The sequence below is a fragment of the Pseudomonas fluorescens genome, from assembly GCF_001902145.1.
In the GTDB taxonomy this organism is placed as follows: Bacteria; Pseudomonadota; Gammaproteobacteria; order Pseudomonadales; family Pseudomonadaceae; genus Aquipseudomonas; species Aquipseudomonas fluorescens_BV.
The window spans coordinates 724357-749855 of sequence record NZ_MRST01000026.1; the positions used below are offsets into that span (position 1 = coordinate 724357).

The 25499-nt window shown below is 60.3% G+C and carries 21 protein-coding genes and 1 pseudogene; 12 read left to right on the plus strand and 10 right to left on the minus strand.

The genetic code is table 11. From position 1 onward, the window contains the following. Positions 1-73: 73 nt before the first annotated feature. Entirely contained in the window at positions 74-2869 is a 2796-nt protein-coding gene (gene polA, locus BUE92_RS22875) for a DNA polymerase I (RefSeq protein ID WP_073526415.1), read from the plus strand. 271 nt (positions 2870-3140) lie between these two features. On the opposite strand, the gene yihA is transcribed toward polA, so the two are convergent. Further along, positions 3141-3782, minus strand: a complete 642-nt coding sequence (gene yihA, locus BUE92_RS22880) for a ribosome biogenesis GTP-binding protein YihA/YsxC (protein ID WP_073526417.1) — start codon at positions 3780-3782, stop codon at positions 3141-3143. Between the two features lie 192 nt (positions 3783-3974). Between yihA and BUE92_RS29065 the strand changes: the two are divergent. The 6 genes and pseudogenes from BUE92_RS29065 to BUE92_RS22910 all read left to right on the plus strand — a co-directional run bounded on the left by BUE92_RS29065 (position 3975) and on the right by BUE92_RS22910 (position 9457). Then, positions 3975-4182: pseudogene (locus BUE92_RS29065) on the plus strand (cytochrome). A gap of 33 nt (positions 4183-4215) precedes the next feature. Beyond that, positions 4216-4842 (plus strand): c-type cytochrome, encoded by a 627-nt coding sequence (locus BUE92_RS22890; protein WP_073526421.1) that lies wholly within the window; start codon positions 4216-4218, stop codon positions 4840-4842. Between the two features lie 167 nt (positions 4843-5009). Further along, positions 5010-5645, plus strand: coding sequence for a thiol:disulfide interchange protein DsbA (dsbA, locus tag BUE92_RS22895; protein ID WP_073526422.1), 636 nt, complete (start codon positions 5010-5012; stop codon positions 5643-5645). 10 nt (positions 5646-5655) lie between these two features. Next, a complete protein-coding gene (locus tag BUE92_RS22900) occupies positions 5656-6534 on the plus strand; it encodes an endonuclease/exonuclease/phosphatase family protein (protein WP_003187377.1) in 879 nt (292 codons plus the stop codon). Continuing rightward, positions 6531-8591: a diguanylate cyclase gene (locus BUE92_RS22905; RefSeq protein WP_073526424.1), complete on the plus strand. Its 2061-nt coding sequence runs from the start codon at positions 6531-6533 to the stop codon at positions 8589-8591. The genes BUE92_RS22900 and BUE92_RS22905 overlap by 4 nt, the downstream gene beginning before the upstream one ends. Positions 8592-8680: 89 nt before the next feature. Beyond that, positions 8681-9457, plus strand: a complete 777-nt coding sequence (locus BUE92_RS22910; RefSeq protein WP_014716344.1) for an N-acetylmuramoyl-L-alanine amidase — start codon at positions 8681-8683, stop codon at positions 9455-9457. Between the two features lie 107 nt (positions 9458-9564). Here the strand turns inward: BUE92_RS22910 and BUE92_RS22915 are convergent, their stop codons facing one another. Both BUE92_RS22915 and algB read right to left on the minus strand, forming a co-directional pair. Next, positions 9565-11352 (minus strand): ATP-binding protein, encoded by a 1788-nt coding sequence (locus BUE92_RS22915; protein ID WP_073526426.1) that lies wholly within the window; start codon positions 11350-11352, stop codon positions 9565-9567. Positions 11353-11362: 10 nt separating this feature from the next. Further along, the gene (gene algB / locus BUE92_RS22920) at positions 11363-12709 is read right to left on the minus strand and encodes a sigma-54-dependent response regulator transcription factor AlgB (protein WP_014716346.1); all 1347 of its coding nucleotides are present in this window, start codon (positions 12707-12709) and stop codon (positions 11363-11365) included. Positions 12710-13097: 388 nt separating this feature from the next. Between algB and BUE92_RS22925 the strand changes: the two genes are divergently transcribed. From BUE92_RS22925 to BUE92_RS22945, 5 genes are all read left to right on the plus strand, one after another. Beyond that, positions 13098-13382 carry a hypothetical protein gene (locus tag BUE92_RS22925; RefSeq protein WP_020301400.1) on the plus strand — a complete coding sequence of 95 codons (285 nt, stop codon included), beginning with the start codon at positions 13098-13100 and terminating at the stop codon, positions 13380-13382. Positions 13383-13459: 77 nt separating this feature from the next. After that, positions 13460-13624 (plus strand): DUF1328 domain-containing protein, encoded by a 165-nt coding sequence (locus BUE92_RS22930; protein WP_003187386.1) that lies wholly within the window; start codon positions 13460-13462, stop codon positions 13622-13624. A gap of 2 nt (positions 13625-13626) precedes the next feature. Next, positions 13627-14094, plus strand: a complete 468-nt coding sequence (locus BUE92_RS22935; protein WP_014716348.1) for an inhibitor of vertebrate lysozyme family protein — start codon at positions 13627-13629, stop codon at positions 14092-14094. 712 nt (positions 14095-14806) lie between these two features. Next, complete coding sequence (gene gltP, locus BUE92_RS22940) at positions 14807-16138, plus strand: glutamate/aspartate:proton symporter GltP (RefSeq protein WP_073526428.1); 1332 nt, start codon at positions 14807-14809, stop codon at positions 16136-16138. Positions 16139-16236: 98 nt separating this feature from the next. After that, positions 16237-17466: a nucleoside recognition domain-containing protein gene (locus BUE92_RS22945; RefSeq protein WP_073526430.1), complete on the plus strand. Its 1230-nt coding sequence runs from the start codon at positions 16237-16239 to the stop codon at positions 17464-17466. A 126-nt stretch (positions 17467-17592) separates the two neighbouring features. On the opposite strand, the gene BUE92_RS22950 is transcribed toward BUE92_RS22945, so the two are convergent. From BUE92_RS22950 to BUE92_RS22980, 7 genes are all read right to left on the minus strand, one after another. Next, on the minus strand, positions 17593-18204 hold the full coding sequence (locus BUE92_RS22950; RefSeq protein WP_073526432.1) for an ABC-type transport auxiliary lipoprotein family protein: 612 nt from the start codon (positions 18202-18204) through the stop codon (positions 17593-17595). Beyond that, positions 18201-19139, minus strand: coding sequence for an MlaD family protein (locus BUE92_RS22955; protein WP_003187394.1), 939 nt, complete (start codon positions 19137-19139; stop codon positions 18201-18203). Before BUE92_RS22955 ends, BUE92_RS22950 begins: the two co-directional genes overlap by 4 nt. A 1-nt stretch (position 19140) precedes the next feature. Continuing rightward, positions 19141-19944, minus strand: a complete 804-nt coding sequence (locus BUE92_RS22960) for an ABC transporter ATP-binding protein (RefSeq protein ID WP_073526434.1) — start codon at positions 19942-19944, stop codon at positions 19141-19143. Further along, positions 19941-21089 (minus strand): ABC transporter permease, encoded by a 1149-nt coding sequence (locus tag BUE92_RS22965; RefSeq protein WP_073526436.1) that lies wholly within the window; start codon positions 21087-21089, stop codon positions 19941-19943. Before BUE92_RS22965 ends, BUE92_RS22960 begins: the two co-directional genes overlap by 4 nt. Positions 21090-21143: 54 nt before the next feature. After that, positions 21144-22175, minus strand: coding sequence for a DUF5924 family protein (locus BUE92_RS22970; protein WP_003187399.1), 1032 nt, complete (start codon positions 22173-22175; stop codon positions 21144-21146). Positions 22176-22243: 68 nt separating this feature from the next. Continuing rightward, positions 22244-23626, minus strand: a complete 1383-nt coding sequence (locus BUE92_RS22975; protein ID WP_073526439.1) for a M16 family metallopeptidase — start codon at positions 23624-23626, stop codon at positions 22244-22246. A gap of 58 nt (positions 23627-23684) precedes the next feature. Continuing rightward, positions 23685-25343, minus strand: a complete 1659-nt coding sequence (locus BUE92_RS22980; RefSeq protein WP_073526441.1) for a Na/Pi cotransporter family protein — start codon at positions 25341-25343, stop codon at positions 23685-23687. Between the last annotated feature and the right edge of the window lie 156 nt (positions 25344-25499).

Sequence of the window (25499 nt, forward strand, 5' to 3'; positions counted from 1 at the left end):
ATAACCTTGTCCCTTTGTTTTCATTGGTCCGGCTATTCTAGCGCCTGACCCGCCGAAAAGGTTGATCCTGCTCATGAGCCAAGCGCCCCTCGTCCTGGTGGACGGTTCTTCTTATCTGTACCGCGCCTTCCACGCGCTGCCACCGCTGACCACCTCCAAAGGCCTGCCCACCGGTGCGGTCAAGGGCGTGTTGAACATGCTCAAAAGCCTGCGCAAGCAGTACCCGGACAGCCCATTTGCGGTGGTCTTCGATGCCAAGGGTGGGACGTTTCGCGATGAAATGTACGCCGAATACAAGGCCAACCGCCCGAGCATGCCCGATGACATGCGCCTGCAGATCGAGCCGCTGCATCAAAGCGTGATCGCTCTTGGCTTCCCGTTGCTGTGCGTCGAGGGCGTCGAGGCCGATGACGTGATCGGCACCCTGGCCCGCAGCAGCGCGGCCGCCAGCCGCCCGGTGGTGATCTCGACCGGTGACAAAGACATGGCGCAACTGGTGGATGGCCACATTACCCTGGTCAACACCATGACCGGTAGCTCGATGGACATCGAGGGCGTTAAGGAGAAATTCGGCGTCGCTCCGGAGCAGATCATCGACTATCTGGCGTTGATGGGGGATTCGTCTGACAACATTCCCGGCGTTCCGGGCATTGGCCCCAAGACCGCCTCCGGCTTGCTGGTGGGAGTCAATGGCGGCCTCAAAGAGCTTTATGAGCAGCTGGATATTGTGCCGACCCTGCCTATCCGTGGGGCCAAGACCCTGCCGGCCAAGCTGGAGGAGCATAAGGAGATGGCATTCCTGTCCTATCAGTTGGCGACGATCAAGATCGATGTGCCGCTGGATATCGGGCTGGATGACCTGCATCTGATCGAACCGGATCGCGAAAAGCTGCTTGAGCTGTACGCATTGCTTGAGTTCAAGAGCTGGTACGACGAAATCCAGCGTGATACCAAGCGTGTCGAACTCAAGACGGCCAATGAAGTCGCGCCTGTTGCGGATGTACCCATGGAAGCGCTGGTATCGGTGCCCGTGGAGGCGGTTTACACCACCATCCTTGACCAGGCCACGTTCGATCTGTGGCTGAAGAAGCTCAACGACGCGAAGCTGTTTGCGTTCGATACCGAAACCACCGGGATCGACGCCCAGCAGGCGCAATTGGTCGGGGTTTCGTTCGCGGTGCAGCCCCATGAGGCGGCGTATGTTCCGCTGACGCACGCCTACATCGGTGCACCGCAACAGCTGGACCGCGACACCGTGCTGCTGGCCCTGAAACCGCTGCTGGAAGACCCGACCAAGCTCAAGGTGGGCCAGCACGCCAAGTTCGACATGAACATCCTGGCTAACTGCGCCATTGGCGGCGACCCTGCGCAGGGCATTACCGTGCGCGGCATCGCCTTCGACACCATGCTCGAATCCTACGTGCTCAATTCCACCGCGACGCGGCACGATATGGACAGCCTGGCGAAGAAGTACCTGGACCACGACACGGTCAGTTTCCAAGACATCGCCGGCAAAGGTGCCAAGCAACTCACGTTCGACCAGATCGCCCTTGAGCAAGCCGGCCCTTACGCGGCCGAAGATGCCGATGTGACGTTGCGCCTGCACCAGCACCTGTACGCGCAGCTGACGGCGATCCCGAGCCTGGCCAGTGTGCTGACGGACATTGAGATCCCGCTGGTGCCGGTGCTGGCACGCATCGAGCGCCAGGGCGCACTGGTGGACAAGGACCTGCTCGGCATCCAGAGCATCGAGCTGGGTAACAAGATGGTTGAGCTGGAGCGCCAGGCGTACGAGATCGCCGGCGAAGAATTCAACCTGGGGTCGCCCAAGCAGCTCGGGGCGATTCTGTACGAGAAGCTCGGCATGCCGGTGCTGAAAAAAACCGGCAAGGGCCAGGCATCCACGGCTGAGGAAGTGTTGGCCAAACTGGCCGAAGATGATTTTCCGCTGCCCAAGGTACTGATGCAGTACCGCAGCATGAGCAAGCTCAAAAGTACCTATACCGACCGCTTGCCGGAACAGATCAACCCGCGCACCGGGCGTATTCATACGTCTTACCATCAGGCCGTCGCGGCGACCGGGCGCTTGTCCTCCAGCGATCCGAACCTGCAGAACATCCCGGTGCGCACCGCCGAGGGGCGGCGCATTCGCCAGGCGTTTGTCGCGCCCAAGGGCTACAAGCTGCTGGCGGCGGACTATTCGCAGATCGAGCTGCGGATCATGGCGCATTTGTCCAAGGACGAAGGCTTGATGAACGCCTTCCGCAATGACCTAGACGTGCACACGGCCACGGCGGCCGAAGTGTTCAAGGTCGAGTTGAATGAGGTCACGTCCAACCAGCGCCGCAGCGCCAAGGCGATCAACTTCGGCCTGATCTACGGCATGGGTGCCCAGAAGCTCGGCAAGGATATCGGTGTCGATACCAAGACCGCCAAGGCTTACATCGACGTGTACTTCGCCCGCTACCCAGGGGTTCGCGAATACATGGAGCGCACCCGCGCCCAGGCGGCGGATCAGGGGTATGTCGAAACCTTCTTCGGGCGGCGCCTGTACTTGCCGGACATCAACTCCAACAAGCCCCAGGAGCGCGCGGCGGCAGAGCGCACCGCGATCAACGCGCCGATGCAGGGCACGGCGGCGGACATCATCAAGAAAGCCATGGTGCAGGTGGATAACTGGCTGACCGAGTCGGGCCTGGATGCCAAGGTCATCCTTCAGGTGCACGACGAATTGGTGCTGGAGGTGCGTGAAGACCTGGTCGCGCAGGTCAGCGAGAAAATTCGCGAGCATATGAGCGCTGCGGCGCAGTTGGACGTGCCTTTGGTGGTGGACGTAGGCGTAGGCGATAACTGGGACGAGGCGCACTGATTCTGCGGCTTTGCCATCACCATGAGTGGTGGCGAAGCGGTTTAGATCGGAAACCTTCGTCAGTTATTTCCAATAGTTTTTTGAGCCTGTCGGAACTTAACCTGTGAACTGCCACTCAGAGTTACTGAATGGGTGGTGAAGCCCTTCAATGCTCCTATGTTGTGTTAAGTGTTGGCAGATAATTCTGGGCCCCGCCCTAGCGGTCCGGAACTTGAACCCCGAACTTCCCCTCCCCAAAAGAAGTCCGGGGTTTTTTTTGCCCGCAGAAAAGTTATTCGGCGATTTCTGTGCCCTTGTCCGCCAATTCCATCCAGCCGGCCAGTACGGTGTAGGCTTCTTCCAGGCCCATGCGCTTGGGGGCGGAGAACAGCTGAATCGTGATGGTATCGCCCCAGCCCTTACGGATTTCGGACTGCACTTTGAGCAGGGTGTTCTTGGCTGCGCCGTAGGTAAGCTTGTCGGCCTTGGTCAGCAAAATGTGCATCGGCATGCCGCTGGCGACAGCCCAGTCGAGCATCAGCAAGTCGAAGTCGGTCATTGGATGGCGGATGTCCATCATCAGGATCAAACCCTTCAAACTCTCGCGACCACCCAGGTATGCCTCAAGGTGACGCTGCCAGTGCAGCTTCAGCGGGATAGGTACTTTTGCATAACCGTAGCCCGGCAGGTCGACCAGACGCCGATCATCGTCTAGCTTGAAGAAGTTGAGTAGTTGCGTGCGGCCCGGGGTTTTCGAGGTGCGCGCCAGGCTGGCGTGGGTCAGGGTGTTCAGTGCGCTGGATTTACCGGCGTTGGAACGGCCGGCAAAGGCGACTTCAAAGCCCTCGTCATCGGGGCATTGGTCCACTTTGGCGGCGCTGAGCATGAAGGTGGACTGTTGGCACAGGCCGAGGATGGGGTTCTTGAGTTGCATGAGATTTCCGATGTGGGCGGTGCCGAGAAAGGGTGCGGCAAGCGGTGTCGTTTCCGTTTCAGTAGCGCCAGTATATAATGCCGCAGATTTTGTGTGTGCTTTGTCCCAGCGAAGGGTGAGGCTCACGGGAGCGAAAGACCTTTATTGCGCATTAGAACGCAAAACGCTCTCAAACCCTGAAAAGGTCGATGTATGGACCGACGGTTGCTCGCTTCTGCTGCCCTGATTGCGCTCTACGGCGCTCAGGCTACACAGGATCAACCGAGTTTGCATGGTCAGGCTGACGCAGCACGTGACCCAGGGTTTCAAGGCAATGCCGCCGCGTGGTTTGTGCATGGACTGCAGTACTGAGGATTACCAGGCCGTCATTGATGTGATGGTGAGTAAACCCGGTAGATAACTCTTAAACCCTTAGCCGTAGTTGGATTAGCTGATGAACAAACTGATCGTGAGTCTGCTGTTGACCTTGGGCATCACAGGCGCTGCCGTCGCTGCAGAGGGCCCCCTCAAAGGTGATGCCACTGCCGGTCAAGCGAAGGCCGCCGTATGTGGTGCCTGCCACGGGCCGGATGGTAACAGCCCGGCACCGAACTTCCCCAAACTGGCCGGCCAGGGTGAACGTTACCTGAGCAAGCAGATGCACGACATCAAGAGCGGCAAGCGCACGGTGCTGGAAATGACCGGCATGTTGACCAATCTCAGCGATCAGGACCTTGCGGACCTTGCGGCATATTTTGCCAGCCAGAAGGGCAGCGTGGGAGCTGCCGATCCTAAATTGGTCGCCCGAGGAGAGCAGTTGTTCCGTGGCGGTAACCTGGAAAAAGGCTTGCCCGCCTGCACCGGTTGCCACTCGCCCAATGGCGCAGGTAACGCTGCCGCAGGCTTCCCGCACCTGAGCGGCCAGCACGCCACCTACATCGCCAAGCAGTTGACCGACTTCCGCAAAGAAGAAGCCGGCCGGGCCAACGATGGCGACGCCATGACCATGCGTACCATCGCTCGCAAGCTGAGCGACGAAGACATCGCAGCCCTCTCCAGTTATATCCAGGGCCTGCACTGACGGGGCTGGGCGTTAACGCTCGATTAATCCCGCGATGCAAGCATAAAAAGGGTGGCTTAGGCCGCCCTTTTTTGTGGCCGCTGCCGTTACACTAACGAACTCATGTCCGCGTAGACCTGTCACAACAAAGGTCGCGTGAGGCGACTTTATTTGTCCAGGAGTAAAGCATGCGTAATCTGATCCTCAGCGCCGCTCTCGTCACTGCCAGCCTCTTCGGCATGACCGCACAAGCTGCCGATGTGCCGCTTGAAGCCGGTAAAACCTATGTAGAACTGGCTAACCCGGTTCCGGTTGCGGTACCCGGCAAGATCGAAGTGGTGGAGCTGTTCTGGTACGGCTGCCCGCATTGCTACGCCTTCGAGCCGACTATCAACCCATGGGCTGAAAAGCTGCCCAAGGACGTTAACTTCCGTCGCATTCCTGCCATGTTCGGTGGCCCATGGGACGCCCACGGCCAACTGTTCCTGACCCTGGAAGCCATGGGCGTGGAGCACAAGGTCCATAACGCGGTATTCAACGCGATTCAGAAAGAAGGCAAGCGCCTGACCAAGCCGGAAGAAATGGCTGACTTCGTTGCCACTCAAGGTGTCGACAAGGACAAGTTCCTGGCGACCTTCAACTCCTTCGCTATCCAGGGCCAGATCAAGCAGGCCAAGGAACTTGCGCAGAAGTACGGCGTGCAAGGCGTTCCAACCCTGATCGTCAACGGCAAATACCGTTTCGACCTGGGCACTACCGGTGGTCCTGAAGCGACCCTGAACGTTGCTGACCAACTGATTGCCAAAGAACGCGCTGCCAAGTAAGGGGCTCGCCATGCGCCGCTGGGGTACCGAGCGTGTCGTTGGCCTGCATGAACCGCAGGTCAACGAGCATCACCTGGAGTCCACAGGCCTGCCGGCAGACAGCCGCTTGCGCCTGCTCAGCTTCAATATCCAGGTGGGCAACAGTACCGAGAAGTATCGCCACTACCTCACGCGTGGCTGGCAGCACCTGCTGCCCCACAAGGGGCGTACCGGTAACCTGCAGAAAATTGGCGACCTGCTCAGCGACTTCGACTTGGTCGCCCTGCAGGAAGCCGACGGCGGCAGCCTGCGCTCCGGCTATATCAACCAGGTGGAGCACCTTGCTCAGCTAGGGGCCTTCCCGTACTGGTATCAGCAACTCAACCGCAACCTGGGGCGCCTGGCGCAGCACAGCAACGGCGTACTCAGCCGCCTCAAACCCACGGCTATTGAAGATCACCCCTTGCCAGGCCCCAAAGGGCGCGGGGCGATCCTTGTGCGTTTTGGCGAAGGCCCGGAAGCCTTGGTGGTGGTGATGATGCACTTGGCCCTCGGGGGGCGTACGCGCAACCTGCAACTGGCCTACGTGCGTGAATTGATTGGTAACTACAAGCACCAGGTGCTCATGGGTGACATGAACACCCATGCCAACGACCTGCTGCAGAATTCTCCGCTGCGCGACCTTGGGTTATTGGCGCCGCAAGTCGAAGCCACGTTTCCCAGCTGGCGCCCGCAGCGCTGTCTGGACCATATCCTGCTCAGCCCAAGCCTCACACTGGAAAGTGTGCAGGTGCTAGCGCAGCCCATTTCCGATCACCTGCCGGTCGCGGTAGAGATTCGTCTGCCGGGTTCGCTCACGGCTGATGCATTACCCGCGTTGAGCCCAGGCCCTCGCGGACCCCTTGCATGAGCGACGACGCCCAGCGCTGGAAAGAGAAATACCTCCAGAGTATCGAGCAACAAGACAAACTCGAACGCCGCTGGGCTGCCCGCCTCGATTTGCTGCGCCGCGGGCTGGTGCGCAGCACGCTGGCCGCCGAAGGCACCGACCGCGCCGTCGATCAATGCATGAAAGAAATGCGCGATGTCGTGCGCACGGACGACATGGATGCTGCCCTCGCCGCTTTACTGCCGCGCCTGGAAAAGGCCGTGCTGGATTCGGAGCAGCGCCGCGAAACCCGCGTCGATCAGATCAGCACTGCGCTCACCGCCTTGGTCACCCAATTGCAAAAGCTGCCGCTGCCCCGCGAGGTGGCTCGCCCGCTGAAAACCTTCGCCAAGCAGCTTGATGGTCGCGTGGCACAAGCGCGGGAGATACCCCTGCTACTCAGTGAGCTGAGCAGCCTGCAGGGGCAGGCGCTGAATAATCTGGAGCCTGAAGGCGAATCCGCACGCCCAGGCCCGGGCCTGTTGCAACGCCTGTTCGGTAGTAAAGAGGCCGCCAGTGAAGCGCTCCCGGTTGACGCTGAGCCACTGCCGGCAGCGCAATTGGCACCGCCAAAGCCTGTAGCGCCCACACCCGCGCCCGAACCGGAAGAACCTGCGCAATCGGAAGAATTGACCCAAGCCTTGCGTGCCTTTGCGCCGCTGTCACCCACACCCGTGGCCTTGAAGCCTGCGCCTGTTGCAGCGGCCGAAGGGCCAGAGGTCGCCAGCGAAACGCCGGTATTCGACGCTCCAGAGCTGCCGTCGATTGCGGTGCCTGAGCAATTATCTGAACCCGACGTGCAGGCGCCACCGGTTGCGGAGCCTGCTCACGAAAGCGCACTCGCCGCCTTTATCGAACCGCCGCCGGCTCCAGTCGAAACGCCGGATGAGACCACCATCGGCAGCCTGTCGCTGCCCCCTGTGCTGGAAAGCCCCGAGCCTGACGAACTGCAACCGGACGGCACCTACGCCCTGCCCGATTCGCCTGAACCGTCCTACAGTTCGGTGGCCAAGCACATTGAAGGCACTTTGCTTGGCCTGCTGGAAGATCTTTCCCTGCCCGAACGTCACCAGCCCCAGGCCGAGGCAATGCGTGAGCGTCTCGCCCATGGTTTGAATTGGTACGAACTGCTGCCGATCCTCGACGACCTGGCCGTGCTGATGCTGGCGGTCACCGACAGTGGCCAGCATGAGTTCGAGGCTTACCTCAAGCAGCTCAACGAGCGTCTCGAGGCATTCCAGGGTCATCTGCAGGTCGCTAGCGAGGGCCACGCCGACAGCAGCCTGGCCGCACGGGAGCTGGACACACAGATTCGTGAGCAGGTCGACGGCCTGCAAAGCAGCGTGCAGGACGCCGCCGACCTGGACAGCCTCAAGCAGGTGCTCGAAAGCCACCTTGAGGGCTTGCTCGGCACCATGGATGAACACCAGCAACAGCGTGACCTGCGCGAACAGGAAGTGGCCGCACGCCTTAAAGGCCTGGCTGAACGCGTGGCCAATATGGAGCAGGAAGCCCAGGGCTACCGCGAGCATCTGGAGGTGCAGCGCCAGAAGGCCCTGATCGATCCGCTCACCGGCCTGCCCAACCGCGCGGCGTGGAGCGAACGCCTCGATTACGAAGTCAACGCCTGGCATCAGCGGGGCAACAGCCTGTCGCTGGCCATGCTCGATCTGGACCACTTCAAGCGCATCAACGACGGCTACGGGCACTTGGCGGGGGACAAAGTCTTGAAGATCATCGCCAATGTGCTGAGAAAACGCCTGCGACCGACTGACTTCATCGCGCGTTTTGGCGGTGAAGAGTTTGTGCTGCTAATGCCCGACTCGGCCTTGGCAGATGCCTTGGCCGTAGGTGAAGTATTGCGTGAGGCTATTGCAGCGTGCCCGTTCCACTTCAAGGGTGAGCCGGTAACGATCACGGTGTCCATGGGCGTGGCGCAGTTTCAGGCCGGCGAGCGCAGTGACCTGGCGCTCAAGCGTGCCGACGAGGCGCTCTACAGGGCAAAGGCTGCGGGACGTAATCAGGTGCAGGCGGCATAAAAGATGTTCTGTTTTGTAATTTGACCGCCTGGTCGTGAGCCTTACGTTACACTGTTGCATTATCGTCTTTCAGTGTAATGCCTCTCGCCATGAAATCCTTGTATATCGCTTTAGCGTTTCTTCTGCTCGCCGGCTGCGCCAGCGGCCCGCGCCTGAACACCAGCCATCCCTCGGTCAACCACGACAACCGTGTGCAGTTCGTTGTGGTGCATTACACCTCGACCAACCTTGAACGTTCCCTGGCGCTGTTGACCCATGGCCAGGTCAGCAGCCATTACCTGATCGGCGACGACGCCTCCGGCACCATCTACAAGCTGGTGGATGAAAGCCAGCGCGCCTGGCACGCCGGGGAAAGCGAGTGGATGGGGCGCACGTGGCTCAATTCCAGCTCCATCGGCATCGAGATCGTCAACCCAGGGTTCAGCGATACCCCGACGGGGCGTGTGTGGTACCCGTATTCCGAAGCGCAGGTACAGTCGCTGATCGTGCTGCTCAAGGACATCAGCAAGCGCAATGGCATCGACCCCAAGAACATCATCGGGCACAGCGACATTGCCCCGCTGCGCAAGCTGGACCCGGGGCCGTTGTTCCCCTGGAAGCGCCTGGCGGCAGAAGGCCTGGCCGTGTGGCCGGATGCCCAGGCGGTGGCCCGGTTCCAGGTGCAGTACGCCGCGCAGTTGCCAAGCATTACCTGGTTCCAGGAGGAGCTGGCGCGCCTGGGCTACCAGACGCCGCAGACCGGTGAGCTGGATGTGGCCACGCGGCACGTCATCGCTGCGTTCCAGATGCGCTTTCGCCCGTCATTGTTTGACGGCACCCCAGATGCTGAAAGTGCCGCGATCCTGAGGGCCTTGAATCACCGCTGATGGTGTAAAAATGTAGGAGCGAGCTTGCTCGCGAAGAACGCATAGACGACGCGGGCTGCCTGACAGCACAGCGTTATCGTTGACGTTCTTCGCGAGCAAGCTCGCTCCTACAGGGGTAATGCCATATAGAACTGCGTACCCTGCCCTGGCCGTGAGTACACACCCATGCGGCCGCCGTGCAATTGCACGATTTCCTTGCACAGTGCCAACCCCAGGCCCGCACCGCCTTTCTTGCGGCCCACCTGTACAAAGGGTTCGAAGATCCGCCCTTGCTGGCCGTAGGCAATGCCTTCGCCGTTATCCTCGACGCTGATAATCACCCGCTCGCCATGCCGCCGTGCCTGCAGACGAATCTGCCCGCCTTCGGCGGTGTGGCGCAGGGCATTGCCCAGCAGATTGTCGAGCACCCGCTCCAATTGCACTTGGTCGGCATACAGCCGTGGCAACTCAGGTTGAGCTTCTACCAGTAACTCAATGCGCTGGGCGTTCGCAGGCTCAGCAAACCGGGCCCGTGCGTGCTCCAGTAAGTCGGTGACATCGCACGTGCCCAGGGTGAGTTTTTGTAGGCCGTTCTGGTAGCGCGAGAAGTTGAGCAGGTCGTTGATCAACTGCATCAGGCGCTGCATTTCTTCATTGACCGTATCCAGCAGGTCCGCCTCGCGGGAGTCCGGTGGGAACTTGGCTCGCTCACGGAACAAGCCGAAGGCCATGTGCATGCCGGTAACCGGCGTGCGCAGCTCATGGGAGGCGCGCAACACGAACTCGCTGCGCACCCGTTCGAAGGCGCGCTGTTCAGTCACATCATGCAGCACCATCACGGCTCCGAGAATGTGCCCCTGTGTATGGCTGACCGGGGTCAGGCTGTAGGTCAGCAGGCGCAACTCACCCTCGACTTCCACCTCCAGGTCATCCGGAGCCCGCTCCAGGTTGCCGCCGCGCAGCACCAGTTGCAGCTGTTCGTCCATTTCCGCGCGACCCATGGCTTCGCCAAGGCCTTGACCCAGCCGCTCTTCATCCCAGCCCAATTGGCGCTGCGCTACAGGGTTGAGGTGCTCCAGGCAGCCTTGGCGATCAATCATCAACAGGCCATCATCGATACTGTCGAGCACCGCTTGCAGGCGCTGTTGGCCGGCCAGCAGCTCATCGATGTTAGTGGCCTGATGTTGACGCAATGCTTCGGCCATGATGCCGAAGCGGCGGGTCAGCAGGTTCATTTCCGCTGCGGAGGAGATCGGCAGGGTGACTTCGAAATCGCCCTGCCCGATCTTGTCGGCGGCCTTGGCCAGCGCCTCGATGGGGCCGCCGAAACGCCGGGCGATGCCATGGGCCGTGACGAAACCGATGATCAGCACCGCGAGCCCCACCAGCCCGAGCAGGCCGGCAATCAACAGCGCGCGCTCGCGGGATTTATGCTCGCTGGTACTGATATTTTCCAGCGCCCGCTTGTGATCGGCGATCAGGCCGTTGCGCAGTATGTTGAAGGTTTCGGTGAGCTTTTCCTTGCTGCCCGCAGGCGGTGATGCCTGTTGGGATTGGTCAAACGCCTTGAGCAGATTCTGGTAATCCGAGCGTGCCTGGCTGAAACCATGGTTTTTGCCGTCGACCTGCTCATGGGCGATGCCCTGGTCCAACAGATCGAAATAATGCTGCTTGGAGGCTTGCAGGGCGTCCGGGTCGGGACGCTTCTCCAGCATCATGATCAACTGGTCGCCCAGGCTCTGACGCAACTTGAGCCCCAGGTCCAGGGTGATGAAATTACTGCGGATCAACGATTCCTGGGTCTTGGCCATTTGCATGACGCTGACCAAGCCCAGGATCAACCCCAGCAAAGCCACGGTGATCAACGCTGAGATGCTCAGGAATAACCGGGTGCGCAGTTTCATCGCGAGCTTCATAAAGTCCTGTTCAAAGGTTGTACTGCTTGCGTTTGCGGTACAGCGTCGACGCATCGATGCCGAGTGTGCGGGCCGCCTGGTCCAGCGTGTCGCTGGTCGCAAGTACGGCGCCGATATGGGCCTTTTCCAGCTCGTCCAGGCTCAAAGCCGCCCCGATACGCGGTGCATTGTTGGCAGGTTGCTCGGCCATCCCCAGGTGGCTGATCTCCACCTTCTCCTGGGGGCAGATGATGCTGGCGCGTTCCACCACGTTTCGCAGTTCGCGGATGTTGCCAGGCCAGCGATAGTTGAGTAGCGCTTCGCGGGCATTATCACTGAAGCCGCGCGCAGGGCGTGCGTATTCCTTGACGAAACGGGCGAGAAAGCGGTCGGCCAGGGTCAGAATGTCTTCACTGCGTTCGCGCAACGGCGGCAAGTGCAAGGTGATGACATTCAGGCGGTAGAGCAAGTCTTCACGGAAACGGCCATCGCGCACCATGTCTTCCAGGTTCAGGTTGGTGGCTGCGAGGATGCGCACGTCGGCGCGGCGGGTAACCGGGTCGCCCACACGCTCATACTCTTTATCTTGAATAAATCGCAGCAACTTGGGTTGCAACGTGAGGGGGAAATCGCCGATCTCGTCGAGAAACAGCGTACCGCCGTCCGCCTGGTTCACTCGGCCCAAGGTGCTTTCACTGGCGCCTGTAAACGCACCGCGGCTGTGGCCGAACAGTTCGCTTTCCATCAGTTCGGCGGTCAGTGACGGGCAGTTGATGGTCACGCAGGACTTCTTCGAGCGTTTGCTCCAGCCGTGGATCGCCCGGGCCAGCTCACCTTTACCGGTGCCGGATTCGCCGAGAATCAAGATATTGGCGTCCGTCCCGGCCACCTGCCGCGCGGTTTCCAACACCACCATCATTGCCGGGCTATGGGAGTCCAGGCCATCTTTGGGCTGGCGCACCTCGCCTTCCAGCGCTTCCAGGCGCGCAGAGAGCTGACGCACCTCCAGTTGCTTGGCCGTGGCCAGGCGCAGTTGGTCGGGGCTGCAAGGTTTGACCAGGTAGTCGGCGGCGCCAGCCTGGATGGCGTCCACGGCGGTATCCACGGCCGAATGAGCGGTCACAATCACCACGCGCATCCACGGTGCCTGCACACGCATCTGGGCCAGCACGTCCAGGCCATTGTCCTCGCCCAGGCGCAGGTCGAGGAAGCACAGGTCGAACACCTGACGCTGCATCAGGGCATCGGCCTGTGCGGCGCTGTTCGCAGTGGCGACGGTGTAGCCCTCATCTTCCAGGCAATAGCGGAAGGTGCGCAGGATCGCGGATTCGTCATCCACTAAAAGAATGCGGCCTTGAAGTTCCTTGGCTGAATCCATCTGTCCCGCACCCCTTAACTATAAATGTGATGGTGTTTAGTCCCGGAATAATCGGGCAAGTTGCATGGTTTATTCTGATTCATAAAAGGCTTCTTCGTGCAGCTATCTGTGCGCCTTCCTACAGACGACGTCTGAGGGCATTTTCCTTCCTTTCATCCTTCGATCCTTCGATGTCTGCGCTGGGTGACTGGTTCCGACCACTGGCCATCGTGCATTTCGCACGGCCTGCAAGGAGGCATCGTGCAGGATGCTAGGCGACGAATCTATCGATCAAGTTTAACTATTTGATTTTATTGTGTTTTATTTTGCAATAAAGCTGGCATGCACTCTGCAACATCTCCCCCAAGAGCGTCATGAACGAATAATCAGAATGCGGGAGTAATGCAGCATGACTCGCCAAAGCCTCAGCCAATTGCGTGTATCGCCGCTGCGCTTGCAGCAGGGCCTGTTCGCCAGCCTGGCCTTGATGGTCACGTTGATTGCCGGCCAGCAGTTGCAGCATTGGCAGGAGCGTGCGCAGCCAGCCCCGCAATTTGAACGTCCAGTCATGACTCAGACCCATTTCCGTTCCATTGGCAGCGCCAGCGCCGATGTGACTGCCCCGCAATTGAGCCTGGTAGATCAGGGTTCCACCCTGGACGAACTGCCGGCCCATGACCGTTGGGTGTTCTAGGCAAAAAACGTCGCTTGTGTTGAGCGGCTGCACGGCATCACCGCTGTTACCCCTATAGAAGCATAAGGAGAATCACCATGTTGAGTTGGGCAATCACATTTCTGATCATCGCCATTGTGGCTGCAGTCCTGGGCTTCGGTGGTATCGCTGGCACCGCCACCGGCATCGCCAAGATCCTGTTTGTGGTCTTCCTGGTGATGTTCATCGCTTCGTTCTTCTTTGGTCGCAAAGGCCGAGGTTGAATATGGTCAGCCTGCCTTTTAAAGCCCTTGCTGCCGCCCTGCTGTTAGGCGGCAGCGGCCTGGCCTTGGCCGCCAACGACGGCCAATCCCGGGCTAACGAATTGCTCAGCGCGGATCCGCAGTACCGTGAAACCTGGCAAGACGTGGTGAAGAAAGAGGAGCGCCTGCCCGAATGGGTGATGAACCTGTCGGGCACGGCCGAGCAAATGAATGCCGTTGAGGAAGATGGCGACAAGTACTTGGTCGGGCCGCTCTGCGAAACCGCTGACACCTGCCTGAACAAGCGCCTGATCGTCGCCTTCAGCCTCGACAAGGAAGATGCCTACGCCATGTTGGTGGAAGTCCCGGCTGGTTTACCAGCGGACAAGTCCCCGACACGGCACGCCGATTACCGTTTTCTCGGTAAGCCGGACGAGGGTATGCAAAAGCTGCTGATGGAGCAGCTCAAGAAAGATCCGAATTGGTACTAGGTTCCGTCTCACGGAGCCGGCGTCCATAGAAGGAAGCCCTTGTGCTTCTTTCTGTTTGCATCGCTCATTGAGTGATGCATGACCAGGGGGCCGGGTTGCTCTGATCGATCAGGATCGGCGTGACCTACGGGTACAGGGAGTACCTGCGCGAGGGCCGGGTCAGGCGAAAAGCTGCGACGCAAGTTCACAAGACCTCAAGCTTGCTGAACTTGCGGCGGGCTTATGACTCTCATGCCCGCACTTCATGCCGCCCATAGCCGCAGTTTTGCTTTTTGCCTCTGGCTAACCATTACCGAGTATGTCGGCGTGACCATCTATCGAGAAATTTTCATCTGCGCTATAGGATCTTTCCGACCCTAGGTGATGGATTTCTCAGACATTTCTGCCAGCCAATCCAAGTCGTCCAGTATCTCTGCGCGAGCCTGATTTGGCTGCTTAACGGCATATTCACCCGCTCGAATGGCGGATACGAACTGACCGTTTGGACAAATATTTTCAAAAAAAGCCATGCCGATTCGGCATAGGGTAGGCGTTTACGGCATTAGACGTCGTTCCCTTGCATGGGAATAGTTGCGCCTTTTTTCGCCTGCCAGTAAGCCATTTCGGCCACGCTGCGGTGACCTTCCATGGAGGCAGATGCACACACGTTTTCGCTTTCGAGCGTTGCAGCTGGCGCATTTGCCGTAAGTCCACTTGAAGCAAGGGTAATGACATGAAGAAGGCAAAGCTAAGCCTCGCCTGGCAGATCCTCATCGGTTTGGTACTGGGCATTGCAATCGGTGCAGTGCTCAACCATTTCAGTGCTGAAAAGGCCTGGTGGATCAGCAATGTGTTGCAGCCGGCGGGCGATATCTTTATCCGCCTGATCAAGATGATCGTGATCCCGATTGTGATTTCTTCGCTGATCGTCGGTATTGCCGGTGTCGGCGACGCGAAAAAGCTCGGTCGTATCGGCGTCAAAACCATCCTCTACTTCGAAATCGTCACCACCATCGCCATCGTGGTGGGCCTGTTGCTCGCCAACCTGTTCCACCCAGGGGCTGGCATCGACATGAGTACCCTGGGTACCGTCGATATCTCCAAGTACCAGGCGACTGCCGCCGAAGTGCAGCATGAACATGCGTTCATCGAGACCATCCTCAACCTGATCCCCTCGAACATCTTCGCCGCTGTCGCCCGTGGCGAGATGCTGCCGATCATCTTCTTCTCGGTGTTGTTCGGCCTGGGCCTGTCGAGCCTCAAGCCTGAGCTGCGCGAGCCGCTGGTGACCATGTTCCAGGGCGTGTCCGAGAGCATGTTCAAAGTCACCCACATGATCATGAAGTACGCCCCTATCGGTGTATTTGCACTGATCGCGGTGACGGTCGCCAACTTCGGCTTCGCCTCGCTGCTGCCGCTGGCCAAGCTGGTGATCCTGGTTTACGTCGCGATCCTGTTCTTCGCCTTCGCAGTACTGGGTTTGATCGCACGCCTGTTTGGCTTCTCGATCCTCAAGCTGATCCGCATCTTCAAGGATGAGCTGGTACTGGCTTACTCCACCGCCAGCTCCGAAACCGTGCTGCCGCGTGTGATTGAAAAGATGGAAGCCTACGGCGCGCCGAAAGCGATCTGCAGCTTCGTGGTACCGACCGGTTATTCGTTCAACCTCGACGGTTCGACGCTGTACCAGAGCATCGCGGCCATCTTCATTGCCCAGCTATATGGCATCGACCTGTCGATTGGCCAGCAACTGATGCTGGTACTGACCCTGATGGTTACCTCCAAAGGTATCGCCGGCGTGCCGGGCGTGTCCTTCGTGGTGTTGTTGGCGACTCTGGGCAGCGTGGGCATCCCGCTGGAAGGCTTGGCGTTTATCGCCGGTGTCGACCGTGTGATGGACATGGCGCGTACCGCCCTGAACGTGATCGGCAACGCCTTGGCCGTACTGGTTATCTCCCGTTGGGAAGGCATGTACGACGACGCCAAGGGCGAGCGCTACTGGAATTCCCTGCCGCACTGGCGCAGCAAGCAAGCGCTGCCAGCCGGTGAGGCCACTCGCGGTTGATGGTGCGACTGCTCTGACACAAACCCCGGATAATTCCGGGGTTTGTCGTTTCTGCCAGCCCCGCTATCATTCGCCCCATCTTTAGGGGGATTTAACTGATGCTCAATGGCCTGTGGCTTGGCTTCTTTGTCGTGGCAATGGTGTCAGCGCTGACGCAATGGCTGGTGGGCGGTAACGCCGGGATCTTCGCGGCGATGGTCGAAAGCATTTTCGCCATGGCCAAATTGTCGGTGGAAGTCATGGTGCTGCTGTTCGGTACGCTGACGTTATGGCTGGGCTTTCTGAGGATTGCCGAAAAAGCCGGGATCGTCGATTGGCTGGCCAAGGCCCTCGGCCCGCTGTTTCGCCGCCTGATGCCGGAAGTGCCCGCCGGGCACCCCGCGATCGGTTTGATCACCCTCAACTTTGCCGCCAACGGCCTGGGCCTGGATAACGCCGCCACGCCCATCGGCCTTAAAGCCATGAAGGCGCTGCAAGAGCTCAACCCCATCCCCAATACGGCGACTAACGCTCAGATCCTGTTCCTGGTGCTCAACGCGTCCTCGCTGACGCTGTTGCCGGTGACCATTTTCATGTACCGCGCCCAGCAAGGCGCCGCGGACCCGACGCTGGTGTTCCTGCCGATTCTGCTGGCCACCAGTGCGTCGACGCTGGTGGGCCTGCTGTCGGTGGCGGTGATACAGCGCCTGCGGTTGTGGGACCCGGTGGTGCTGGCCTATCTGATCCCCGGCGCGCTGGTACTGGGCGGCTTCATGGCGCTGCTGGCGACCCTGTCCGCCACGGCGCTGGCGGGTTTGTCGTCGATCCTGGGCAACCTCACGCTGTTTGGCCTGATCATGCTGTTCCTGGTGATCGGCGCGTTGCGCAAGGTCAAGGTGTACGAGGCCTTTGTCGAAGGCGCCAAGGAAGGCTTCGACGTGGCCAAGAACCTGTTGCCCTATCTGGTGGCGATGCTGTGTGCGGTGGGCGTGTTGCGTGCCTCGGGCGCCTTGGAGTTCGGCCTGGAAGGGATTCGCCATGTGGTGGCCTGGACTGGCCTGGATACGCGCTTCGTCGACGCGCTGCCGACCGCGATGGTCAAGCCGTTCTCCGGCAGTGCGGCGCGGGCGATGCTGATCGAGACCATGCAGACCCAGGGTGTGGACAGCTTTGCGGCGTTGGTGGCGGCGACGATCCAGGGCAGTACGGAAACCACTTTCTATGTGTTGGCGGTGTACTTTGGTTCGGTGGGTATCCAGCGGGCTCGGCACGCCGTGGGTTGTGCGTTGCTGGCGGAGTTTGCCGGTGTAGTGGCGGCTATCTCCGTGTGCTACTGGTTCTTCGGTTAAGCATGAGCCGCACTCTGTAGGAGCGAGCTTGCTCGCGAAAAACGTCAACGATAACGCGGGGCTTCAGACTCCCCAAGGCGGTCTCAGGTTTTTCGCGAGCAAGCTCGCTCCTACAGGGCGGCGGAATCATCGTTTCGGCGCAGTATTACCCTGTTGTACTACCCAATCCACCACCTGCTTATTCAACTGATCCCCGGCCTGGCCAAAAGCCGCCACCACCGCTGGCACCTGGGTGTCACTCACTGGCTGCCTCACTTCAAACCGCCGGCTGGCGATAATTCTTTGGTCACGCCCACGCACCAATCGCGCGTCGAGGCGAATCACCACCTCCACCGCCGTGCCCCGATACTCGCTCTGAAACGCCTGCAACTGCCCGCCCAGCTCATAGTCGGCTTGCAGGTTGGTGTCGTCAGTGCTCAACAATGTCACGCGCCCGTCGCGCTGGAAGCCATCCAGTAGGCGATTACGCAGCAGCACCGGCGCCGGGTCGCTCCAGCGTGAGTTCGCGTAGTTGCTGATCAAGTTGCCGTCAGGCACTACGGCGATGCGCGGGCTGTCGAGAAACTCGCTGGTCTGCGGCTTGGTCACGCGCAGCGACCAATTCACCGGCGTGCCTTGGTTGGCCGGTTGAGCCGACGCCAGACGATACACGTCTGACGGGTCCGGCTTGGGCAGGATCGAGCACGCGCTGACCAGTGCCAGGGCCATGGGGACGAGCATGTGGTAAGCACGCTTCATGGCGTGAACTCCTTGTTCTTGTCACTGCCCAGCAGGTAACCGCTGGGGTTGGCTTCCAGGCGGCGAGAGATGGCGCGCAGCGAGCCGAGGGTTTCACGCAGCTCGCGCACGGCTGGCGCCAGTTCGTTAAGGCCCTGCATGCCGCTGTTCACCGAGTCCTGGTTATTGGTCAGCAAGGTATTGATGGTGGCGGTGCTTTGCTCCAGGGATTTCATCGCCTGTTCGGCGCTGCCGAAGGCTTGCTTGCCTTGTTCACTGAGCAAACCATTGGCGCTGCGCATCAGCACGGTGGTTTGCTCCAGCGCGGCGCCCGCCTGTTTGCTCACCTGCATCAATTGCTGCATCACCACCTTGATGTCGCCCCGTTGCTCGGCAATGGCGCCGGTGGTTTGTTGCAGGTTATCCAAGGTGTTGCTCAGGCGTTCGACGTTTTCCCGCGAGAACAGGTGGTTGGCGTTGTGCAGCAGCAGGTTGACGCTGGTCATCAGGTCGTTGCTGTTATTGAGCAGGCGTGCGATAGGCGATGGCGACGCGATGATTTCCGGCAGGTTGCCGTCCTTGCCCTTGAGTTCCGGGCTCTGCGGGGTACCGCCACTGAGCTGGATGATCGAGGTGCCGGTGATGCCGGTCAGGGCCAGCTTGGCCTGAGTGTCTTCCTTGATCGGTGTTTGCCCGGCCAGGCGGATGCGAGCCAGGACGCGGCGCGGGTCTTTGGGATCCAGACGCAGGCTGATCACGTCGCCCACCTTGATGCCGCTGTACTGCACCGCACTGCCCTGGGACAGGCCGCTGACCGCCTCGTTGAAGATCACTTCGTAATCCTGGAAGGCGGTATCCACGCTGGACTTGGCCAGCCACAGGCCAAACAGCATCGCGCCGACCACCACAATTACGCTGAACAGTCCGATCATCACATGATGGGCTCGGGTTTCCATGTCATACCTCGTTGAGCGATTGAGCGGCATCCAATGCCGCGCGGCCCCGGGGGCCGTGGAAATATTCGTGTATCCAGGCGTCGTCCGTTTCCGAAACGACATCGATGGCGTCGGCCACCAGCACTTTCTTCTGCGCCAGCACCGCCACACGGTCGGTGATGGTGTACAGCGTGTCGAGGTCGTGGGTGACCAGGAACACACTCAAGCCCAACGCATCGCGCAGGGTAAGGATCAGTTGGTCGAATTGCGCCGCGCCAATCGGATCGAGACCGGCGGTGGGTTCGTCCAGGAACAAGATGTCTGGGTCCAAGGCCAGTGCGCGGGCCAGGGCCGCGCGCTTGATCATGCCGCCGGATAACGAGGCCGGATATTTATCGGCCGCCGACAGCGGCAACCCCGCCAGGGCCAGCTTGACCGCCGCCAAGTGTTCGGCATCGGCGCGGCTGAGGCCGGCGTGCTCGATCAATGGCAGGGCAACGTTCTCGGTCACCGTCAGCGAGGAAAACAGCGCGCCCTTCTGGAACAGTACGCCAAAGCGGCGTTCTACCAGTGAGCGTTCATGTTCAGGCAAGCTCGGCAGGTTTTTGCCGAACACCCGTACTTCACCTTCGCTGGGGCGCCGCAGGCCAACAATGCTGCGCAACAACACGGATTTACCGCTGCCAGAGCCCCCCACCACCGCCAGGATTTCGCCCTTGTACAAATCCAGATCGAGGTGCTCATGCACGCTTTGGCTGCCAAAGCGATTGCACAGGCCACGCACTTCAATCACCGCCTCAGTGGGCGCACGGTGTAGACGACTCACCAGCCCATCTCCATGAAGAACATCGCCGCGACCGCATCCAGCACGATCACCACAAAAATCGATTGCACCACACTGGATGTGGTGTGCGCGCCGACTGACTCGGCACTGCCGCTGACTTTGAAACCTTCCAGACAGCCAATGGCCGCGATCAAAAAGGCGAAGATCGGCGCCTTCACCATGCCCACCAGAAAATGCTGCACGCCGATGTCCGATTGCAGCAGCGAAAGAAACATCGCCGGCGAAATATCCAGGGCCACGGCACACACCACGCCACCGCCGACGATCCCCGAGAGCATCGCCAGGAAGGTCAGCATCGGCAGCGCCACCAGCAGCGCCAGCACGCGGGGCAATACCAACAGCTCCATGGGGTCCAGGCCCAGGGTACGGATGGCGTCGATTTCTTCGTTGGCTTTCATGGAGCCGATTTGCGCGGTGAACGCACTTGCGGTACGCCCGGCGATGAGGATTGCGGTAAGCAACACGCCGAATTCGCGCAGGAAGGAAAAGGCCACCAGGTCCACGGTAAAGATCGTCGCGCCGAAGCTCTTGAGCACGGTGGCGCCGAGGAAGGCCACAACGGCGCCCACCAGAAAGGTCAGCAGCGCGACAATAGGCGCCGCATCCAGGCCCGTCTGTTCGATGTGGGCGACCATGGGCGTCAGGCGCCAGCGCTTGGGCCGCCAAATGCCGCGGGCGAAGGTTTCGAGGATCAGGCCGATAAAGCCCAACAGCTTCATTGCGTCTTGCCAGACCGTGTCTACTGCGCGACCGATACGGGCCAGCACTTGAATGCCGGCGGCGTCTTCCGGCTCTTTGATCGGTACGCAAAAGTCATTCAGAGAGCGGTAGACGGTCTTGAGCAGTGCGCGATCGGCGGCTGCCAGGGTGCAATCGGTCTGTTCGGCAGAGTGTTCGATGCGCGCAGGGCCCAGCAGCTCCACCAGCAGCGAGGCGCCGGCGGTATCCAGCGCACCGAGGCCGTTGAGGTCAATGCGGGCGCCGGCGTCGTATTGGCCGTCGAGTGTGGCCGACAGCTTCTTCAGGTGGGCGTAGTGGGCCAGCGTCCAGTCGCCGGTAATTCGTAGCGAAGGCGGGGTGCTGGACGTATCAAGATGGGCCGCGCCGGCCGTCGTGCGAGTGGTCATAAGCTCCGAGCTTGTTTGGCTATCCACAATGGCTACGTAATAGCACGATCCGGCCTACTTTGGGTTGTCCGCTTGTGCTGTGTCTATCACCTTGAAGCGCAGAACGCCGATGACCTGGCCGTCTTCGGTGAGCACCTGCACCTGCCAGCGCCCCACGGCGTCACCCGGGAAATTCTGCTTGTGGGTCCAGGCGCGATAGCCTTCCTTGCGCCCACCATGGATGTCCAGGGCAATGCGGTCGACTTCCTGGCCATTGAATTTCCACACATGGTAGATCCGCTCATCCAGCCCGCGTGGCGCGTTGATCGCGGTGTACGCATACAGCCCACCGCTGCGCAGTTGGGCGGCGGTAACTTGCTTGAGGTCGTCGCCCGGCGTGCGGTCTTGCAGTTGAGTGCTGATGGCTACTTCGGTCATCCACAGGGTGGCGGGCGGTACCCAGCTGCGCAGGAACCAGCCGGCGCAGCCGATGGCCGCCGTCACCCCCAGCAGCATCGCCCAGCCCTTGAGGCTGCGCAGCGGCAGGCTCACAGCCAGGCTTGGAATGGACAGGACCATGGCCACGCCCAACGCCAGTTTGTAACTCTGGGCGGTGGTCAGGTGCATGATGATCGGCAGTGCGGTCAGCAACGCGGCGAATAGGGTCAGGGTGTGCAGGGCCAGGAACAGCGAGCGCTTGGGCGCCAGCCATTTGTAATACAGCGGGTCGATGATCGACACCAGCGCCGCCGCGCCCAGCAGGCCGGTGAACAGCGATTGGCCGCTGTTCCAGGCGGTGGTGACGAAAAAGAACGGCAGGACGAAAAACAGACTTTCCTGGTGGATCATCTGGGTGGCGTAGCGCAGCAGTGGCTCGGGGATCTCGCGATTGAAAACCTTGGTGAACAGTTGCGTAAAGCTGTTCTCCAGCATCAGCCACAACCAGCTCACCAGCATGATCACCGCGATCCAGCTGGCCATGCCCTGCTGGCGGTCTACCAGGATGAAGCTGCCCACCCCCGAGATGAAGCCGCCGAGTGCAATCACCCCTGGGTAGCGCTTGATCAGTTCTATAACGCGCTGGATGAGGGGCGGTAAGTTCGGCATGGGCGGTTCACTGGTTGTGGGAAAAATCTCAGACAGAATAACGCCTTGGCCCGATATTCTGTGCCTCATTACTCAACAGGTTTGCGATAAACCCTCAGGCCGATCAAACCAAGGATGATCAGGCCCAGTACGCCCGCACCGATCCAGGTCAAGGCGTCATAACTCAACAGCGGTTTTTCGATGCGCCAGTAGCCCGGCTGCTGGAACGCTTCGCGCATGGCCTGGTTGGTTTGCGCCAGGCTCACGGCCTTGATGCGTTTGACCGGGTCGCTGAAACGTCCATTGGAGTAGTCGCCTGCCGCACTCCAGTAATAGTCGGCCAGCGCGCTGTTGCCCTGCACTGCCCAGGCCTGGCGGGCAATGGCGGCTTGCTGCAGGCGTGTGAATACTGTTGGGTCGAGGCCGTCCTTGAGAAGCTGGGCCTTGAGGTCTTGCAAGACCTGCTCGGCTTCAGGGAGGTTTTCTCGCTCAAGGTCGGCATTCAGGCTGAGGAACCCAACGCCGCCGAGTACTTCGCGTTCCACCCATGGGCCGTAGGACAAACCGTGCTTGAGGCGCAGTTGCCGGTACAGCGCCCAGTCGAGGTAGTCCTTGAGCAGGTTGTAGGTTTCATCATGCTGGTCGTCCAGCACAGGCTCGGGGAACAGCCAGTGCAGCTTGGCGCCATCGCCCACCCAGCCGCGGATCAGGTCGCGGTGGCTGGCGGCGGTGTGCTGGATTTGCGGGAGCGGGCGATGTTCGCTCGGCTCCACTGGGTCGAGTTCACCATAGGTGCGTTCCAGGTAGGCGGGCAGCAGTTTGTCGAGATCGCCGACGACGATCAGGGTCATGTTGTTCGGCGCGTACCATTCGTTGCGCAGCTTCTCTAACTGGCCGCGGGTGAGGTGGCTGACCTCGGCGCGTTCGGCGCACTTGAGGCCCAACTCCACGGCCAATTGGTTGCTGGCGCTGTGACCGAGGTCCTGGCGATCCAGCAGGCGTTGCAAGTGTGAGTAATGGCCGCCGTCTTCGCGCTCCACCACCTGTTTGGCGGCATTGATATGGGCGTCGGTCAGTTGCGTGCGCGTGAGGATTGCCAGCAGCAGGTCCAGTACTTTGCGTTGGTTTTGCGCGGGCGCCTCGATCACGAAGGTGGTGTCGGCGTTGCTGGTGTAGGCGTTCCACTCGCCGCCCAGGGCTTGCATGCGGTCTTCGAGGTCGCCTTCGCCGCCGCCGTCGATGCCGCTGAACAGCAAGTGCTCGAACAAATGCGGCAGTTCTTTTTCTTCGCAACTGAAATCGTCCAGGCCCACACCAACCACCAGGCGAATGGCGACATGCCCACGCTCGGTGCCCGGTTTGAGCAGCAGTTGCAGGCCGTTGGGCAAGGTGTAGCCCTCGACTTGCAGGCGGTCAAAGGCAAAGGCGTGTACCGAGCCCAAGAGCAGGCAGGCGAGTAACAGGCGACGCATAACAAGCTTCCTGGCGAATGAGGTCCATTGTTAACTGACTTCGCTCGCGGGCGTACGTTCAGGGCGAATGGGTGATGTCGGCAATACTTTCGGCGGAGAGTGCGCCGGTGTCGGACGTTTCCAACACTACATAAGCACTGCTGCAGAACAACGAGTTCAAGCGTTTCATGTCGGCAATCAGTTCCAGGTGCAGGGAACTGGTTTCCAGGCTCTGTACGATCTTGCGCTGCAGGCGGCTGACATGGGCATGGGCCAGGCGGCGTTCCTGGGCGCGGAAGCGGCGCTTTTCACGCAGTAATTGGCGGGCGCTTTCCGGGTCGCCGCTTAGAAACACCGACAAGCCCAGGCGCAGGTTGGCGATCAACTGGCTGTGAAGGCCGCTGAGTTCCTCCAGGCCCACTTCGGAAAATTGCCGGCGCTGCGAGGTCTTCTGTTGCTGGACCTTGCGCAGCATGCGTTCGATCAGGTCACCCGCCAATTTCAAGTTGATCGACAGCTCGATGATCTCTGCCCAGCGGCGGTTGTCCTGTTCACTCAGGTCTTCACGGGGCATTTGCGCCAGGTAGAGCTTGATCGCGCTGTTGAGCGCCTCGACGTCATCGCTGAGGCTGCGCATTTGCTGGGTGATTGCGGTTTGGTTGCCGCGCAGCACTTCCTGCATCGAAGTGAGCATATTGTCGATCAAGTCACCCAGGCGCAGGGTTTCGCGGGCGGCGTTCGCCAGGGCCAGGCTTGGGGTATTCAATGAGGCCAGGTCCAGATGGCGTGGCTTGGCCTTGCCATTGGTTTCGGGGCGTTCGGGCAACAGCCATTCGCACAGGCGTGCCATGGGCCCGATGGTGGGCAACAGGATCAGGCAGCGGCTGACGTTGTAGAGCAGGTGGAAGGTGATGACCATGCCCTGGACGCTGTAGTCCAGGTCGTCCATCCAGCCTACGAGTGGGTCAAGCACCGGAATGATCAGCAACAGACCGATCAATTTGTACAACAGGCTGCCGAGGGCCACTTGGCGACCGGCAGTGTTTTGCATGCTGGTGCTGAGAAAGGCCAGCACGCCGCTGCCGATGTTGGCGCCGATCACCAGGCCGATGGCCACGTGCAAGCCGATCACGCCGGCACCGGCCAGGGTGGCAGTGAGCAATACCGCAGCGAGGCTGGAGTAGGAAATCATGGCGAACAGCGCGCCGACCAGGGCGTCCAGCAAGATATCGCCGGTCAGCGAAGCGAAGATGACTTTGACGCCTTGAGCATGGGTAATGGGCCCGGCGGCTTCGACGATCAATTGCAGCGCGAGGATGATCAGGCCCAGGCCGATCCCGACTCGCCCCAACTGCCCTGCCCGCGTCTGCTTGCGTGACAGGAAGAAAATAACCCCGAGGAAGATCAGCAGCGGCGACAGCCAGGACAAATCGAACGTCAGCACCCGCGCCATCAAGGCCGTACCGACGTCGGCGCCAAGCATGGTGGCCAAGGCCGGCGTGAGGCTCATCAGCCCTTGGCCAACAAACGAAGTCACCAGCATCGCGGTGGCGTTACTGCTTTGCACCATGGCCGTCACCAGGATACCGGCGACAAATGCCAGCCAGCGCTTGGACATGTTCTGCCCGATGACTTGGCGCAAATTGGAACCGTAGACCCGCAGGATGCCGGTTCGGACGATATGCGTGCCCCAGATAAGCAGGGTCACGGCGGAAAGCAGATTGAGCAAGGTCAGCATGCTCGGCCCCCCGTGTGGGTGCACTCCAGCAGGAGCGAAGGAAAGTTACCGCGTGCCGCTCTACGTCTTGTACCTAAGCTGTAGTTGGCGAATGGGCTCTGCGCCAGCATCGCATAGCTAAACTCGGGATTGAAACAAAACTGTCATGAAATCAAT